Consider the following 15,288-nt stretch of genomic DNA (forward strand, 5'->3'; position numbering starts at 1 on the left):
CGTGGAACACCTGCTATGATTAAGAAAGCACGTATAAGGAGTGATATTTGATGAGCATGGATTTTAACTTCCTAATGAACGATATAGCTACACAAGCCCGCCAGGAATTGATTGACGGTGGATATACACAACTTGAAACAGCTGAAGCAGTAAATGAAGCATTTTCTCAAAAAGGCACGAGCCTTGTCATGGTCAACTCGGTATGCGGATGCGCAGGCGGCATTGCACGCCCAGCTGCATTGCATTCGATCCATTATGACAAACGCCCGGACAACCTGTTCACGGTTTTTGCCGGACAGGACAAAGAAGCAACTGCTCAAGCACGCGCAATTTTTGGTGACGACCATTTGCCGTCTTCGCCATCATTCGTCTTTTTAAAAGATGGAAAAATGGTTGATGAAATTGGGCGCCATGAAATCGAAGGCCATGATCCGATGTCTGTTATCACGCATATTCAAGCAATATTCGAACAGCATTGCGATGAAGTTTAAGAAAGAATGCCTCTTTTGGGGGCATTTTTTTCATGCCAAAATTTGGAGGGGACAATGAAGCTGAATTTGAAGCCTTATTCGATTGGTTACCGCACGATGAAAACCGCATTGGGCGTCGCGATCGCGATTTATCTCGCTCAACTGCTGCAGCTCGACTACTATGTATCTGCGGGAATCCTGACCATCCTGTGTATACAACCGACAAAGAAAAAGTCGATTCGGGCAGCTTTTTCCCGCTTTATCGCCAGTTTGATCGCGATCTTATACGCCTTTATCTTTTTTGAAGGAATCGCTTACCACCCGATCATGATCGGCATCCTCATTGTTCTTTTTATTCCACTTTTGGTAACATTGAGGTTCCAGGACGGTTTTGTATCAAGTTCCGTTATCCTGCTGCATCTGTATGATGCCAAAAACTTGAATTTTGATTTGCTCGTCAATGAATTGATTTTGATGCTGGTAGGATTCGGCACGGCGCTGGCAGTCAATATGTACATGCCAAGCATCGAGAAAAAGCTGGCAAACTACCGCCATGAAATTGAAAATTTGTATGCGTCCATTTTTCGGGAAATTGCCTTCTATTTGCGCAATAGGGAGTCGGCATGGAGCGGCAAGGAATTGATGGAAGCCCGGATACTATTGGAAAAAGCCAAAGCACTGGCTTACCAGGATGTTGAAAATCATATTACCCGCCATGAAAACAAGTACTATCACTATTTTGAAATGCGTGAACAGCAGCTTGAGATCATCGAACGCATTTTGCCGAAGATTACCGCGTTGCCGGTCATTGTCGACCAGACGGATCTGGTCGCCGATTTTCTGGAAGACTTATCGGAACATGTTCATTCAGGCAATACGGCGTATCGGTACATTTCGAAACTGGACAAAGTCAAAGAGAATTTTGCTGCCTTGCCTTTGCCCGATCGCCACGAAAAATTCCTGGCAATGGCCGAGCTGTACCAGGTCATTCACGAAATGGAATCCTATTTGGAGATCAAACAATCCTACAAAGGATTTCACACAAGAAAAGAGGAAGAAGCCGTGTAGATTCGACGGGCTTATGACCCTAGAATCTGGCTTCTGGAGTCTGGACAAAAAGAAAGGCGGAAGCGCCCGTGTAGCTCTGCCGGGCATAAGACAGACCAGCGAAGTGGTGCCTTTTGCCACACAGCTGGGTTGGCTTCTGACCCTAGAATCTGGCTTCTGGAGTCTGGACAAAAAGAAAGGCGGAAGCGCCCGTGTAGCTCTGCCGGGCATAAGACAGACCAGCGAAGTGGTGCCTTTTGCCACACAGCTGGGTTGGCTTATGACCCAAAGAGCTGGGCGCTGGAGTCTGGACAAAAAGAAAAGCGGAAGCGCGCGTGTAGCTCTGACGACGCCCGACGGACATCAAAAAAACTTCCGCATTAAAAAAACAGCAGAAGCCCCCGAGGCTTCTGCTGTTTTTGCTAATCTATTAAATTACAAAGCTTAATCCCATCAATAAACTTGATAACAGCATGATGCCGATCATCGTGTAGACAATAAACTTGCGGAAAGCCGCATTTCTCATTAGTGGTAAACTCCTTTGTCATTCAGATCTATGTAAAATCATATCATATTTTCGCTGAGAGTTGAAGAGACACGCTGGCTGTTTTCCAAATATTCGCTAACAACTAGAGTTTTTGACAGTGAATCTGTACAATAAGATAGAAGTCAAAAAAGGAAGTGAAAAAGGATGAAGAAAGTAGATCATATCGGAATCGCTGTACGGGATCTGAATGCTGTCCTTCCTTACTATACGGATACACTCGGGCTCCCACTGATGAAAATTGAAGAAGTCGAATCGCAAAAAGTACGCGTCGCATTTATCGATGCCGGCAATGTTAAGCTGGAGCTGTTGGAACCAATGGATAATGAAAGCGCCATCTTCAAATTTCTGGAGAAAAAAGGTGAAGGCATCCATCATATTGCATTCGGAGTTGTCGATATCGAACAGCGGATGGAAGAGCTGCGTGAAAACGGGGTGCTCCTGCTGAGCGACAAGCCGAATCCTGGAGCCGGAGGAGCTATGGTGGCATTTTTGCATCCAAAATCATCGAATGGGGTATTATACGAACTTTGTGAAAAAGAGTGATTGGGAGTGGAAAAATGGATATTTACGAAAGAATCAATGAATTGTACGACCGTAAGCGTGAGATCGAGCTAGGCGGCGGCGAGGAACGCATTGCCAAGCAGCATGAAAAAGGCAAGCTGACAGCACGTGAACGTATTGATTTATTGTTGGATAAAGGTACTTTTGTTGAATTGAGTCCTTTTGTAGAGCATCGCACGACGGATTTCGGCATGGCAGAAGGTCCTGGTGAAGGGGTTGTGACAGGCTACGGCAAAGTGAATGGCAGAGCCATCTATTTGTTTTCACAGGATTTCACCGTTTTCGGTGGAGCCCTGGGCGAGATGCATGCCAAAAAAATCGCCAATGTCATGGATATGGCGGCGCGCAACGGCGCGCCGTTCATCGGCTTGAACGATTCAGGCGGTGCGCGTATCCAAGAAGGCGTCCTGTCACTTGATGGCTACGGCCAGATTTTTTACCGTAATTCCATTTATTCAGGTGTCATACCGCAGATTTCCGTCATCCTGGGACCTTCTGCAGGCGGTGCGGTTTATTCTCCTGCCATCACGGATTTTGTGTTCATGGTTGACAAGACGAGCCAGATGTTCATTACAGGTCCTAAAGTGATTGAAACGGTAACGGGTGAAAAAATTTCCTCTGAAGATCTTGGGGGATCGAGGGTACATACAGCGATCAGCGGAAATGCCCATTTCCGTGGCGATACAGAACAGAAAGTGCTTGAAATGGTGCGCCAACTGATCAGCTACCTGCCGCAAAACAACCAGGAAATGCCGCCGCGCTTGGACGGCGGAGAAGACGATGATTATCGACCGGATTTGGCTGATGTCGTCCCTTATGAAGCGATTCGCCCCTATGACGTGCGAAAAGTGGTCGAACAAGTGGTGGACAAAGAAAGCTTCATGGAAGTGCAGCCGGAGTTTGCCCGCAATATTGTTGTCGGACTTGCGCGCATCAAAGGCGAAACAGTCGGTCTTGTCTGCAACCAGCCAAAAGTTATGGCGGGCGGGCTGGATATTGATTCTTCCGATAAAGCGGCGCGCTTTATCCGATTCTGCGACTCGTTCAATATTCCGTTGATTACGTTTGAGGACGTTACGGGCTTTTTCCCAGGAATCAAGCAGGAACATGGCGGCATCATCCGCCACGGAGCGAAGATTCTCTATGCTTATTCTGAAGCGACGGTCCCTAAAATGACGGTCATTTTAAGAAAAGCCTACGGCGGCGCATATGTGGCCCTGAATTCAAAATCAATCGGCGCCGATTTGGTGTATTCATGGCCAAATGCTGAAATTGCGGTTATGGGACCGAATGGTGCTGCCAACATCATTTTTGCCCGCGAAATTGCGGCAAGTGATAATCCGGAAGAAACCCGCGCAGCGAAGATCGAGGAATATCGCGTGAAATTTGCTAATCCTTACGTTGCTGCCGCGCGCGGCATGGTCGATGACGTTATCGATCCACGCGAAACACGCATTAAACTGATTCAGGCGTTGGAAATGATGCGCAATAAAAAAGATACACGTCCAGCCAAAAAACACGGCAATATGCCGCTGTAAGTATAAAAGAGGTGCTTTAGATGAACAACGAAAGACTGATGAACGAATTTATGGAATTGCTTCAAATTGATTCTGAAACAAAACACGAAGGTGAAATCGCCGCTGTATTGCAGACCAAATTGGAAGCGCTGGGTTTCCATGTAGCAATCGATGAATCGGCAGCAGTTACCGGCCACGGCGCGGGCAATATTATCGCCACGCTTCGCGGAACATTGAGCGAAGTTCCGGCTATTTATTTTACTGTCCATATGGACACGGTCACGCCTGGCGTCGGCGTTAAGCCGGAAATCCGTGGCGGCTATGTCTACTCGGATGGCACGACCATTCTGGGTGCTGATGACAAAGCCGGCATTGCCGCTTTGTTTGAAATGATCCGTGTGCTTCAGGAACAGCAAGTCGATCATGGCGATATTCAATTGGTGATTACAGCGGGAGAAGAAAGTGGCCTGGTTGGTGCAAAAGAACTGGACTTATCTTTGTTGATTGCCAAATACGGCTACGCTGTGGACAGCGACGGCAAAGTGGGCGGCATTGTGACAGCTGCTCCGAACCAAGCGAAGTTATGGACCACTATCCATGGAAAAACAGCACATGCCGGTGTTGCACCTGAAAAAGGCATTTCGGCCATCACCATCGCTGCAAAAGCCATCGCTAAAATGACGCTTGGCCGTATCGATGAAGAAACAACGGCCAATATTGGGCGTTTTGAAGGTGGAGGAGCCACCAATATCGTTTGTGACGAAGTCAATATTTTGTCGGAGGCGCGATCAATCAGTGAAGACAAGCTGGCGGCACAGACCACTCATATGGAGTCTGTCTTTAAACAGTCAGCGGAAAACCTCGGTGGACGTGCAGAAACGGAAGTAAAGCTCATGTATCCGGGATTCCATTTTGATGACATGGATCCGGTCGTAGAAATTGCCCAAAGAGCAGCAGCGAAAATTGGCCGCCCTTCACCGGTTCTGACAAGCGGCGGCGGCAGCGATGCCAATATCTTCAATGGCTTTGGCATCCCAACCGTCAATCTATGTGTCGGATATGAAGAAATCCATACAAAAAACGAACGCATGCCGATCGAGGAACTTGAAAAGCTGGCCGAATTGCTGGTTGAAATTGTCAAAGAATCAACCCTTAATTAAATAACGAGAGCTTATCAAAAAGAGGGAACAGGATGTATGTTCCCTCTTTTTTTGATACACTGAAAGAAAACGGAAAGAAGAGCGATTTCATGGCCAGCCGAATCATCTTTCATATTGATATGAATAGCTTTTATGCGTCTGTCGAACAATCGCATAATCCAGAACTGAAAGGCAAAGCAATTGCCATCGCCGGCAATCCGAAAGAGCGGAGAGGGATCATTGTCACCTGTTCCTACGAAGCACGGGCACATGGCATTTATACCACCATGCAAGTGCATGAAGCCAAACGGAAATACCCGGGACTCCTGCTCTTGCCGCCGAATTTCGAACGTTACCGGGCCGCATCCAAAGCGATGTTCGAAATTCTCCGTTCCTATACCGAAATGGTGGAACCGGTATCGATTGATGAAGGTTATGTGGATGTCACGGAATTGACTGAGCAGCGGCATGCACTGGAAATCGCCGATGAAATTCAGCAGCGGCTGCTTGCTGAATTGGATCTGCCATGTTCGATAGGCATTGCCCCAAATAAATTCCTGGCAAAAACGGCTTCAGACATGAAAAAGCCATTGGGCATCACCGTTTTGCGGAAGCGTGATATTCAGGCTTTGCTGTGGCCCAAACCGGTGATTGAGATGCACGGCATCGGCGACAGTACGGCAGCCCGGCTGAAAAGCTTAAAAATTGAAACCATCGGTGAATTGGCCACAGCGAACGAAGGATTGGTCAAGGAAAAGATGGGCAAAAATGGCGTTCGCCTGCAGGCACGCGCGAATGGGATCGACGACCGGCCGGTAGATCCCGATTCGATCTATGACACAAAAAGCGTCGGCACTTCCACAACTTTGCCGGTGGACGAAACGGATGAACAAAATCTGAAGGCGTTGTTTCTCCAGCTTAGTGAAAAAGTGGCCAATCGGTTGGAAGCAAAAGAATTGGCCGGGCCCACGGTAAGCATCCAGACCCGCAGCTCGGATTGGAAAAACAGGACCCGCAGCATCACTTTGAACAATACTGTCTGGAAAGCAGACGACATTCATCGGAACGCTTGGCAGTTGTTCACCAAACATTGGAATGGAGAACCACTAAGGCTGATTGGTGTTACGGTATCGAATGTCGCCGATAAAGGCGACATGACAGAGCAGTTATCGATTTTCAATTTCCAGGAACATGTACGTGAAGAACCAATCCTTGATTTGATGGCACAACTGGAGAGCCGGTTTGGCAAAAGTGTCCTGACACGGGGAACCAAAATCAAAAAAACGAATTATGATTCGAAAACAAGTTTCAGCAAAGATTTTCTGGACGACCACGATCATGAGAGAAAGTAGGGAAAGCATGCAATTATTATTTTTGGGCACCGGTGCCGGAATGCCTTCTAAACAACGCAATACTTCTGCGCTGGTGCTGAAATTGCTTGAAGAGCGGGGAACAGTTTGGTTGTTCGACTGCGGAGAAGCGACGCAGCACCAAATTCTCCATACGACAGTAAAGCCGCGCAAAATCGAAAAAATCTTCATTACCCATCTGCACGGGGACCATATTTTTGGTTTGCCCGGTTTGCTCGGTTCCCGTTCATTCCAGGGAGGCGACGAGGCACTGGATGTTTATGGGCCTGCAGGAATCAAAGAATTTATCGAAATGGCCTTAACGCTAAGCCGTACCCATTTGACGTATCGGGTTGTCTACCATGAACTGGAAGAAGGAGTGCTGTTTGAAGACGACCTGATGACGGTGGAGACGCGACTGCTGAACCATGTAATCCCATCCTATGGCTTCCGTATCACCCAAAAGCCATTGCCGCCGAAACTGTTGGTCAATAAGGCGCTGGCGCTTGGTGTCCCGAAAGGCCCGTTGCTGGCGAAACTGAAGAACGGGGAAGATGTGGAAATCGCTGACGGCCAGTGGGTCCGGAGCGGAGATGTCACAGAACCGGAAGAGCCCGGATTTATTGTCACCATTCTCGGTGACACACGGTTTTGTGAAGCCGCTGTAGAATTGGGGCGCGGCGCAGATGTTCTGGTCCATGAAGCGACATTTGATGGAACCGCCAAAAAAATGGCTGGTGAATATGGCCATTCAACCGTTTATGATGCGGCCAAAACAGCCCATTCAGCCGGTGCGGATACCTTGATCATGAACCACATCAGTGCCCGTTTTTTGCCGGAGGATGATAAGCTGCTGCTGAAACAGATGAAGGAAATTCACCCGCGCGGATGGATTGCTCATGATTTTGCTGAATTCGACTGGGTGCAGCAGGATAAAAAAATCAGGAAAAAACAGGTAAGCCGTCCTTAAAAGATGGCTTTTTTTAGTAAATTCTAAAATAATTTATGGAAATATTAGAACATACGTTCTTTTTGTGATAAAATAAAGTTACAGCTGTATGAGGGCGGTTTGGCCATTCCCCAGGAAAGGGGGTGGTAACATGACCATCACAGAATCATTCGGTCTCGTATTTACGAGTATCGGTTTAACGATCAGCGCTTTGACTCTTGTCGTTTCCATGATTTTGGTCATCAACAAAAAAAAATAACCGTCCCATGTGGCGTGGAATGACGGTTATTTTTTAAGCCTGTATTCCAGCCAACCGCTCTCGTGGCGGCATACAGCTGGCCGAATGCTTACGCATTCGGTTTTTTTACGTTACCTTAAGTATACTAAATCTGAATTATTTTGCAACCGCCTTATATCCAACCGCGCTTATACGGCGCTGGAGCCGTGATATCAGCGTGTAGCTCCTTGGCAGCTGTGTATGCCCAATAAGGGTCTCGAAGCAGTTCACGGGCAAGGAAGACCATATCTGCGCGGTTATTTTGAAGGATTTCCTCTGCGTGCAAGGGGCTGGTGATTAAGCCGACCGCCCCAGTCGCTATCGGGGTTTGCTTTTTAATCATTTCTGCAAATGGCACCTGGTAACCGGGGTATACAGGAATTTGAGCGGGTACGACAGCACCGGAGCTGACATCGATCAAATCAACGCCTTGCTGTTTCATCCATTGGCACATTTCTACATACTGTTCCGGTATCATGCCACCTTTGCTGTAATCATGTGCAGAGATACGGACAAACAACGGCCCCTCCCATACTTCATTGACAGCATCGATGACCTGGCCCAACAGGCGGTAACGGTTTTCTGCACTGCCGCCATAATTGTCGGTGCGCCCATTTGTTAAAGGCGACAGGAATTGGTTGATCAAATAACCGTGTGCCGCATGGAGTTCGACAACATCGAAACCGGCTTTTTTTGCGCGGACAGCCCCATTTTTAAATGCCTTGATCGTTTTTTCAATATCTTCTAAAGACATTTCTTTAGGTATTTTATAATTCTCATCAAAAGCGATGGCGCTTGCTGAATGGATCTCTCCATCAATTGTCGCTTTTCTGCCAGCATGTGCCAATTGAATACCGGTTTTGGCACCGTTCTGTTGCATCAATCGGACAATTTCGGCTTGTCCGTCAATGTGGCTGTCATCCCAAATCCCGAGATCCCTTGATGAAATGCGCCCTTCTGGCTGGACAGCTGTCGCTTCGGTGATAATGAGGCCTACGCCACCAACTGCCCGTGTCGGGTAGTGGACACGATGCCAGTCAGTTACTTGGCCATCTTCCTGATCACTTTGGTACATGCACATCGGCGCCATTACGATACGGTTTTTAAATATGGTTTTTTTAATCGCATAAGGTTCAAATAACTTTGCCATAAACTTCCTCCTCGTAGATATACAGCTGCAATACATACAGAAAAATTTATTTGAATTCTTTTCCGAGCTCTTTTGATCGCTCGGAAGCCTGGGTTACGCATTCACCAATGATTTTCTTAAAATGATTTTCTTCCAGGGAGTTCAACCCTGCTGCGGTCGTCCCGTTCGGGCTGGTCACTTTTTTGCGCAGCTCTGCAAAATCCTCTTGTTGAAGCATTTCAGCTGCCCCGGCAAAGGTTTGGCGCACCAGTTTTTTGGCATCCGCACTAGACAGGCCATTGGCTACTGCGGCTTCGGTCATCGCTTCCGCAAAATAATAGATATAAGCCGGTCCGCTTCCCGCCACTCCTGTAACGGCATGCAATTGCTCTTCTTCCACGACGGTCACACTGCCGATCGAAGTCAGCAGATTCCGCAACTCGTGCTGCTGCTCAAGCGAAACATGTTTGCTCCAAGCTACACCTGTAGCCGACTTACCGATTTTTGCAGAAGTATTGGGCATTGCACGTGCTACTGCAAAATCCCCGACATGCTTTTGGATGGTATCGATGGAAACGCCTGCTGCGACTGATAAGATGACCGTATTGCCGGTTAGCTTGTCTTTAATGCCGCTGAGGGCTGCTTCCACATCTTTCGGTTTCATTGCGAGCAGAATAAAATTGGCGTCCTTCAACTCAGTTTTGTCCTGACAGACGATATTGACTCCATATTCGTCGCTCAAAAATTCCAAGCGATCCTGGTCTGATCGGTTCATCACAGAAATTTCTTCCGGTTTCATAATTCGCTTATTGATCCAGCCATGAATCATAGATTCTGCCATTGACCCGGCTCCTACACATACTATTTTCATATAACTCACTCTCTTTCCTCAAATTAAAAAGCGCAATCATCCCTGTTTATACAAGGACGAAAACGCTCTGTTTCCGCGGTACCACCTAAGTTTGCCATAAAGACACCACTCGATATCCATAACGCGGACAGACGGCCGTGTTTTCACGGCAGCTCAAAAGCAGGTTCCACAAAGGAGAGGGGGTGCGCATCTCAGCTGCAGCTGCACTCTCTTTACACCTTCACTTTGTGTACTGATCTTTATCTTCGCTCACATATGTTTTTAAATTATAGAGTACAGAGGGGTCTTTTGTCAAATGGCCTAAAGAAGTGACGGTATCCGATTTTCCATGTATGATGGATGAATAGTGATTCATTTTAAAGGAGAGAGCTAATTTGACTTTACATAAGATTATTATTCCTACACCGTTTGCAGTTGGTGACGTCAATTCATACTTGTTGAAAGGCGATATGCTGACCTTGATCGATGCTGGCCCGAAAACGCCAGAAGCCTGGTTGGCCATAAAGGCTGGACTGAAAGAGTTTGGTGCAGAACCCGGGGACATTGAACAAGTGGTGCTGACGCATCATCATCCCGATCACGCCGGGTGGGTAGACGGCTTTGAAAATGCGAAATTATATGGCCATCCGTACAATGATCCATGGCTGCGCCGCGATCAGAGTTTCTTTGATTACCATGACGCGTTCTATTTAGAACGGTTAAAGGAAGAAGGGGTTCCGGGCGATCTGCAATTCTGGGTCAAAAAGATGAAGCGCCCACTGAACCTGATGGGAAGCCGCCCTTTGGACATGTCCATCACTGAAGGCGATACACTGCCGGGCCACCCGGAATGGGAAGTTCTCGAAACGCTTGGCCATGCACAAAGCCATCTATCATTCTGGAACAAAGAAACTGGGGAAATGATTGGAGGCGATCATGTCATTGCGAAGGTATCGTCCAATCCACTGATCGAACCGCCACTCGATCCGGTGCAAGGGCGCCCGAAGTCGCTCCTTCAATACAATGCGTCTCTTAGCCGTCTCTTGAAAATGCCGGTCGACGTAATCTACAGTGGGCATGGAGAAGAAGTCCGCGATGTCAGTAAACTCATCACTGCTCGACTGGCAAAGCAGCACCAGCGGGCTATGAAGGCCCTTGGCATGATTGGTGAAGGGGAATGCACCGTTTATGAGCTGACAAAAGAATTGTTTGCCCATGCCTATGAAAAAGAGCTTGGGCTCACCTTATCGGAAACAATCGGCCAAATCGATTACTTGCAGGAAGAAGGGCTAATTGCAGAACGTTTAGGCGACGACGGCATCTTCTACTATAATAAGGCATAAATCCAAGGCTGATAATTGCAACTATTCCATCCAACAGGTAAAATTAGCTCGACAGTGTTTAAAACATCACGAATATACAGGAAAAGGATTGGGTAGCTTTGAAAAAAAGGAGTTTATTTTTAGCCAGCGTCATGCTGCTAGCAGCGTGTTCAAATGAAGAAGCTGAACCGGCTGAAAAGGAAAAAGCCGATAAAGCGGAAATGGCCGTCGAACAGAAAAGCATGACTGAAGAAGGATTTATTACACAAGTCAGTGGAGAAAGTATTCTGGTCAACAATATTTATTTCAGCATCCCTGAAGATGTCAAGGTGCAATTCAATGACGGGGCAGAAACGACCGAAGGCGTGATCCGTGACATCCGTACGGGTATGAAAGTCAGTATGGACTATGAAGGGCCACTGGCAGAATCTTTCCCGATGCAAGGAGAAGCAGAAACCATTACGATTTTGAGTGATGAGGAGTCCATCAAACAGTCGGAAGCGCTTGAAGCGTTCATCAATCAAGAGCAATTGCCGAGATTGATCATGATGGGGCAGCCGATTGTCCGCGATAACGAGATCGGTTTTTTGTTCAGCAATATGGAAACAGGGGAAATGTCCGAAGTTCGGATCGATCTTGATACACATGAATATACAATTGACGGAGAATAAAATGAAGCGACAATAGAGCAACAAAGAAAAAAGCGGTTTGTACCGCTTTTTTTTCATGAAAAATTATGATTGTATCGCTTGCACTGGACAAAAATCCATGATATAGTTTGTATATTCATTTCAAACATTGCATAAAAATACATTGGAGGTTTTCATATTGAATAAAAAGATTGTACTCGCATACTCAGGTGGATTAGATACATCAGTGGCCATTCCATGGCTGAAAGGACAAGGCTACGACGTCGTAGCTGTTTGCCTGGATATCGGGGAAGGCAAGGATTTGGACTTCATTAAACAAAAAGCGCTTCAGATTGGAGCGGTTGAAAGCTATATGATTGATGCGAGAGACGAATTTGCGGATGAATATGCATTGATTTCATTACAGGCTCATACATTATACGAAGGCAAGTATCCATTGGTATCTGCACTGTCGCGTCCGTTGATTTCGAAGAAATTGGTTGAAATTGCAGAAGCGACTGGATCAGCTGCTGTCGCACATGGCTGCACAGGAAAAGGCAACGACCAGGTGCGTTTTGAAGTTTCCATTAAATCATTGAACCCGAACCTTGAAGTGGTAGCGCCAGTGCGTGCGTGGGCTTGGTCACGTGATGAAGAAATCGCTTATGCAAAAGAGCATAACATTCCAATTCCCGTTAATTTGGACAGCCCATTCTCGATCGACCAAAACCTATGGGGCCGTGCCAATGAATGTGGCGTCCTGGAAGATCCGTGGGCTACGCCGCCGGAAGAAGCTTACGACATCACCTCTTCATTGGAAAACACACCGGATACGCCGGATATTGTCGAAATCGAATTTGTTAACGGTGTTCCGACTCAATTGAATGGCGTTTCGTACTCATTCTCTAAATTGATCCTTGAACTGAATGAAATTGCCGGCAAACACGGCGTGGGTAGAATTGACCATATCGAAAACAGACTGGTCGGCATCAAATCACGTGAAATCTACGAAGCTCCTGCAGCAATGACATTGATTGCAGCGCATAAAGAGCTTGAAGACATTACGTTGGTAAAAGAAATGGCACATTTCAAACCGATCATCGAGAAGAAATTGACCGAATTGATCTATGAAGGCCTTTGGTTCTCGCCGTTGCGTGTTGCATTGGAAGCATTCTTGAAAGAAACGCAGGCTTTTGTCAACGGAACGGTACGTGTAAAACTGTTTAAAGGACATGCCATCATCGAAGGCCGTAAGTCACCCAACTCCCTTTACAGCGAGCAATTGGCCACTTACTCTACAGATGATACGTTCAACCATGCATCTGCAGTCGGCTTTATCGAATTATGGGGCCTTCCGACAGTCGTCAACTCCATGGTCAACAAGAAAGAGGTTGCGGTTCCTGAAGACTTGAAAGAGAAGGTGAAAGCATGACCAAACTGTGGGGCGGCCGTTTTCAAAAATCGGCCGAACAGTGGGTCGATGAGTTCGGTGCTTCAATTTCCTATGATCAAAAGCTGGTAATGGAGGATCTGGAAGGCAGCACAGCGCATGTGAAAATGCTGGCCGCCTGCCAGATTCTTTCTGAAGAAGATGGGAAGCTTATCTTGTCTGGCCTCGAGACGCTGAAACAAAAAGCACAGGACGGCGATTTGGAATTCAGTGTATCGAATGAAGACATCCACTTAAACTTGGAAAAGCATTTAATCGATGAAATCGGTCCGGTCGGCGGCAAACTGCACACAGCAAGAAGCCGCAACGATCAGGTTGCGACCGATATGCACCTATATTTGAAAAATCGTGTCCAGGAAATTATCGAAGCCATCACTGCTTTCCAGGACGCCATCGTGACACAGGCAGAAGCGCATGTGGAAACGATAGTTCCAGGCTATACGCATTTGCAGCGTGCTCAGCCGATTTCATTCGGCCATCACTTGATGACGTATTTCTGGATGCTCCAGCGTGATAAGGAACGGTTGATGGAATCGGTGAAACGCATCGATATTTCCCCGCTTGGAGCGGGGGCGATGTCGGGCACGACTTTCCCGATCGACCGCGAAATGTCAGCCGAATTGTTGGGCTTTTCAAACGTCTACCAAAACAGCTTGGATGCTGTCAGCGACCGTGATTTCATCCTTGAATTTCTCAGCAATTCGTCCATGCTGATGATGCACCTGTCGCGTTTTGCCGAAGAAATCATCTTGTGGTCGAGCGAAGAGTTCCGTTTTATCGAGCTGGATGATACCTTCTCGACAGGCTCAAGCATCATGCCGCAGAAAAAAAACCCGGATATGGCGGAACTGATCCGCGGCAAGACCGGGCGCGTCTACGGCAACCTGTTCGGGTTGCTGACGACTTTGAAAGGCCTTCCGCTGGCCTATAACAAGGACATGCAGGAAGATAAGGAAGGCATGTTCGACACGGTCCACACCTTGATGGGCTCATTGCCGATTTTCGAAGGCATGATCCGCACCATGACGGTCCGTACGGATTCCATGGAAAAAGCGGTGCATTCCGATTTCTCCAATGCGACCGAATTGGCGGATTATCTGGCTGCGAAAGGCATGCCGTTCCGCGAAGCGCATGATGTGACCGGGAAACTGGTCTTCACTTGCATCCAGCGCGGTTATTTCCTGAAAGACTTGCCGCTCACTGATCTTCAGGAAGCGAGTCCACTGATCGATGAAGACATTTACAATACGCTGATGCCGAGAACTGCAGTAGAGCGAAGAAACTCACTGGGCGGCACAGGTTTTGAACAAGTACATCATCAATTGGGACTTGCCAAGCAACTCATCGGGTAAAAAGTCCATACTATAAAGCCGTTGGCGCTTGGTACCCGCCTTCGGTCAATAAAAGCCAATTTTCCTCTTCCCCTATGGAAAATTGGCTTTTATTTTTTTGTCTTTTTTTCGAAGTGATGCTGTATCGTCAATCCTCTTTTATGGAGCGATCGAGAGTAATATCAGGCTCTATGATCAAACCATTACGGAAGCAGCTGTCTGCGAAGCAGCCGAATTTGTGCAGGCAAACCGTTTTATCGAAGCATTGCCGGATGGCTACAGCCAAAAGTGACGGAGCGGGGCTCCACTTTTTCAAGCGGCCAGCGGCAGTTGGTGGCTTTTGCACGGACGATGGGGAACAACCCGAAAATTCTGGTGCTTGATGAAGCAACGGCCAATATCGATACCGAAACGGAAGTGGCCATCCAAACCAGTCTCGAGCGCACGCGGCGCGGACGGACGACCATCGCCATCGCACACAGGCTCAGCGCCATTCAAGATGCTGAACTGATTTTGGTGCTGCACCAAGGTGAAATCGTGGAGCGGGCCACGCACCAGCAATTGCTCCAGCAGCAGGGCTTGTACCATAAAATGTATTTGCTGCAAAACGGCATCGTGGAGTAAACAGGAGGGACGGCTCAGGCTGTTTTTTTGTGTGCAATAAACAAGGTCAGCTTGTAAATAAAAATCGAAAAAGTGCTTGCAGTTACTTACTATGTAA

Annotated in this window: 15 protein-coding genes, 1 pseudogene and 1 other annotated feature; of the genes and pseudogenes, 13 read left to right on the forward strand and 3 right to left on the reverse strand. The window is 47.4% G+C overall.

The genetic code is table 11. The features are described from left to right. Positions 1–50: 50 nt before the first annotated feature. The 3 genes from J7I83_RS13875 to J7I83_RS13885 are packed head-to-tail and all read left to right on the forward strand — an operon-like array spanning position 51 to position 1,965. A complete protein-coding gene (locus J7I83_RS13875; protein ID WP_142827878.1) occupies positions 51–491 on the forward strand; it encodes a BrxA/BrxB family bacilliredoxin in 441 nt (146 codons plus the stop codon). 54 nt (positions 492–545) lie between these two features. Next, on the forward strand, positions 546–1,538 hold the full coding sequence (locus J7I83_RS13880; RefSeq protein ID WP_215101705.1) for an aromatic acid exporter family protein: 993 nt from the start codon (positions 546–548) through the stop codon (positions 1,536–1,538). A gap of 13 nt (positions 1,539–1,551) precedes the next feature. Further along, positions 1,552–1,965: a hypothetical protein gene (locus tag J7I83_RS13885; RefSeq protein ID WP_215101707.1), complete on the forward strand. Its 414-nt coding sequence runs from the start codon at positions 1,552–1,554 to the stop codon at positions 1,963–1,965. Here J7I83_RS13885 and prli42 read toward each other — a convergent pair. Next, the gene (prli42, locus tag J7I83_RS13890; RefSeq protein ID WP_215101710.1) at positions 1,948–2,043 is read right to left on the reverse strand and encodes a stressosome-associated protein Prli42; all 96 of its coding nucleotides are present in this window, start codon (positions 2,041–2,043) and stop codon (positions 1,948–1,950) included. The genes J7I83_RS13885 and prli42 overlap by 18 nt on opposite strands. A 165-nt stretch (positions 2,044–2,208) precedes the next feature. On the opposite strand from prli42, the gene mce reads away from it, so the two are divergent. The 5 genes from mce to rnz all read left to right on the forward strand — a co-directional run bounded on the left by mce (position 2,209) and on the right by rnz (position 7,600). After that, positions 2,209–2,607 (forward strand): methylmalonyl-CoA epimerase, encoded by a 399-nt coding sequence (gene mce, locus J7I83_RS13895; protein WP_215101712.1) that lies wholly within the window; start codon positions 2,209–2,211, stop codon positions 2,605–2,607. Between the two features lie 14 nt (positions 2,608–2,621). Beyond that, complete coding sequence (locus tag J7I83_RS13900; protein WP_215101714.1) at positions 2,622–4,163, forward strand: acyl-CoA carboxylase subunit beta; 1,542 nt, start codon at positions 2,622–2,624, stop codon at positions 4,161–4,163. A 20-nt stretch (positions 4,164–4,183) separates the two neighbouring features. Then, a complete protein-coding gene (locus J7I83_RS13905) occupies positions 4,184–5,302 on the forward strand; it encodes a M20/M25/M40 family metallo-hydrolase (protein WP_215101716.1) in 1,119 nt (372 codons plus the stop codon). 89 nt (positions 5,303–5,391) lie between these two features. Further along, on the forward strand, positions 5,392–6,633 hold the full coding sequence (locus J7I83_RS13910; RefSeq protein WP_215101784.1) for a DNA polymerase IV: 1,242 nt from the start codon (positions 5,392–5,394) through the stop codon (positions 6,631–6,633). A 7-nt stretch (positions 6,634–6,640) separates the two neighbouring features. Continuing rightward, a complete protein-coding gene (rnz, locus tag J7I83_RS13915) occupies positions 6,641–7,600 on the forward strand; it encodes a ribonuclease Z (protein ID WP_215101718.1) in 960 nt (319 codons plus the stop codon). A 389-nt stretch (positions 7,601–7,989) separates the two neighbouring features. Here rnz and namA read toward each other — a convergent pair whose 3' ends face one another. Both namA and proC read right to left on the reverse strand, forming a co-directional pair. After that, positions 7,990–9,006, reverse strand: a complete 1,017-nt coding sequence (namA, locus tag J7I83_RS13920; RefSeq protein WP_215101720.1) for an NADPH dehydrogenase NamA — start codon at positions 9,004–9,006, stop codon at positions 7,990–7,992. Positions 9,007–9,052: 46 nt separating this feature from the next. Further along, positions 9,053–9,856 (reverse strand): pyrroline-5-carboxylate reductase, encoded by an 804-nt coding sequence (gene proC, locus J7I83_RS13925; RefSeq protein WP_215101722.1) that lies wholly within the window; start codon positions 9,854–9,856, stop codon positions 9,053–9,055. 49 nt (positions 9,857–9,905) lie between these two features. After that, positions 9,906–10,111: a binding site (T-box leader), on the reverse strand. Positions 10,112–10,230: 119 nt separating this feature from the next. Between proC and J7I83_RS13930 the strand changes: the two genes are divergently transcribed. From J7I83_RS13930 to J7I83_RS13950, 5 genes and pseudogenes are all read left to right on the forward strand, one after another. Continuing rightward, positions 10,231–11,178: an MBL fold metallo-hydrolase gene (locus tag J7I83_RS13930; protein WP_215101724.1), complete on the forward strand. Its 948-nt coding sequence runs from the start codon at positions 10,231–10,233 to the stop codon at positions 11,176–11,178. Between the two features lie 98 nt (positions 11,179–11,276). Then, positions 11,277–11,828, forward strand: a complete 552-nt coding sequence (locus J7I83_RS13935) for a DUF3221 domain-containing protein (protein WP_215101726.1) — start codon at positions 11,277–11,279, stop codon at positions 11,826–11,828. 154 nt (positions 11,829–11,982) lie between these two features. After that, on the forward strand, positions 11,983–13,218 hold the full coding sequence (locus J7I83_RS13940) for an argininosuccinate synthase (protein WP_215101785.1): 1,236 nt from the start codon (positions 11,983–11,985) through the stop codon (positions 13,216–13,218). Then, positions 13,215–14,588 (forward strand): argininosuccinate lyase, encoded by a 1,374-nt coding sequence (gene argH / locus J7I83_RS13945; RefSeq protein ID WP_215101727.1) that lies wholly within the window; start codon positions 13,215–13,217, stop codon positions 14,586–14,588. The genes J7I83_RS13940 and argH overlap by 4 nt, the downstream gene beginning before the upstream one ends. Positions 14,589–14,721: 133 nt before the next feature. After that, positions 14,722–15,191, forward strand: a pseudogene (locus J7I83_RS13950) (ATP-binding cassette domain-containing protein); the annotation flags it as partial. Positions 15,192–15,288: the final 97 nt, after the last annotated feature.

Origin of the sequence: Planococcus sp. ISL-110 (assembly GCF_018613575.1) — a bacterium.
In the GTDB taxonomy this organism is placed as follows: Bacteria; Bacillota; Bacilli; order Bacillales_A; family Planococcaceae; genus Planococcus.

Bases quoted from the DNA above. Each gene is read 5' to 3' on its own strand.
- J7I83_RS13875 (WP_142827878.1), top strand. From the start codon at position 51: ATGAGCATGGATTTTAACTTCCTAATGAACGATATAGCTACACAAGCC.
- J7I83_RS13880 (WP_215101705.1), top strand. From the start codon at position 546: ATGAAGCTGAATTTGAAGCCTTATTCGATTGGTTACCGCACGATGAAA.
- J7I83_RS13885 (WP_215101707.1), top strand. From the start codon at position 1,552: ATGACCCTAGAATCTGGCTTCTGGAGTCTGGACAAAAAGAAAGGCGGA.
- prli42 (WP_215101710.1), bottom strand. From the start codon at position 2,043: ATGAGAAATGCGGCTTTCCGCAAGTTTATTGTCTACACGATGATCGGC.
- mce (WP_215101712.1), top strand. From the start codon at position 2,209: ATGAAGAAAGTAGATCATATCGGAATCGCTGTACGGGATCTGAATGCT.
- J7I83_RS13900 (WP_215101714.1), top strand. From the start codon at position 2,622: ATGGATATTTACGAAAGAATCAATGAATTGTACGACCGTAAGCGTGAG.
- J7I83_RS13905 (WP_215101716.1), top strand. From the start codon at position 4,184: ATGAACAACGAAAGACTGATGAACGAATTTATGGAATTGCTTCAAATT.
- J7I83_RS13910 (WP_215101784.1), top strand. From the start codon at position 5,392: ATGGCCAGCCGAATCATCTTTCATATTGATATGAATAGCTTTTATGCG.
- rnz (WP_215101718.1), top strand. From the start codon at position 6,641: ATGCAATTATTATTTTTGGGCACCGGTGCCGGAATGCCTTCTAAACAA.
- namA (WP_215101720.1), bottom strand. From the start codon at position 9,006: ATGGCAAAGTTATTTGAACCTTATGCGATTAAAAAAACCATATTTAAA.
- proC (WP_215101722.1), bottom strand. From the start codon at position 9,856: ATGAAAATAGTATGTGTAGGAGCCGGGTCAATGGCAGAATCTATGATT.
- argH (WP_215101727.1), top strand. From the start codon at position 13,215: ATGACCAAACTGTGGGGCGGCCGTTTTCAAAAATCGGCCGAACAGTGG.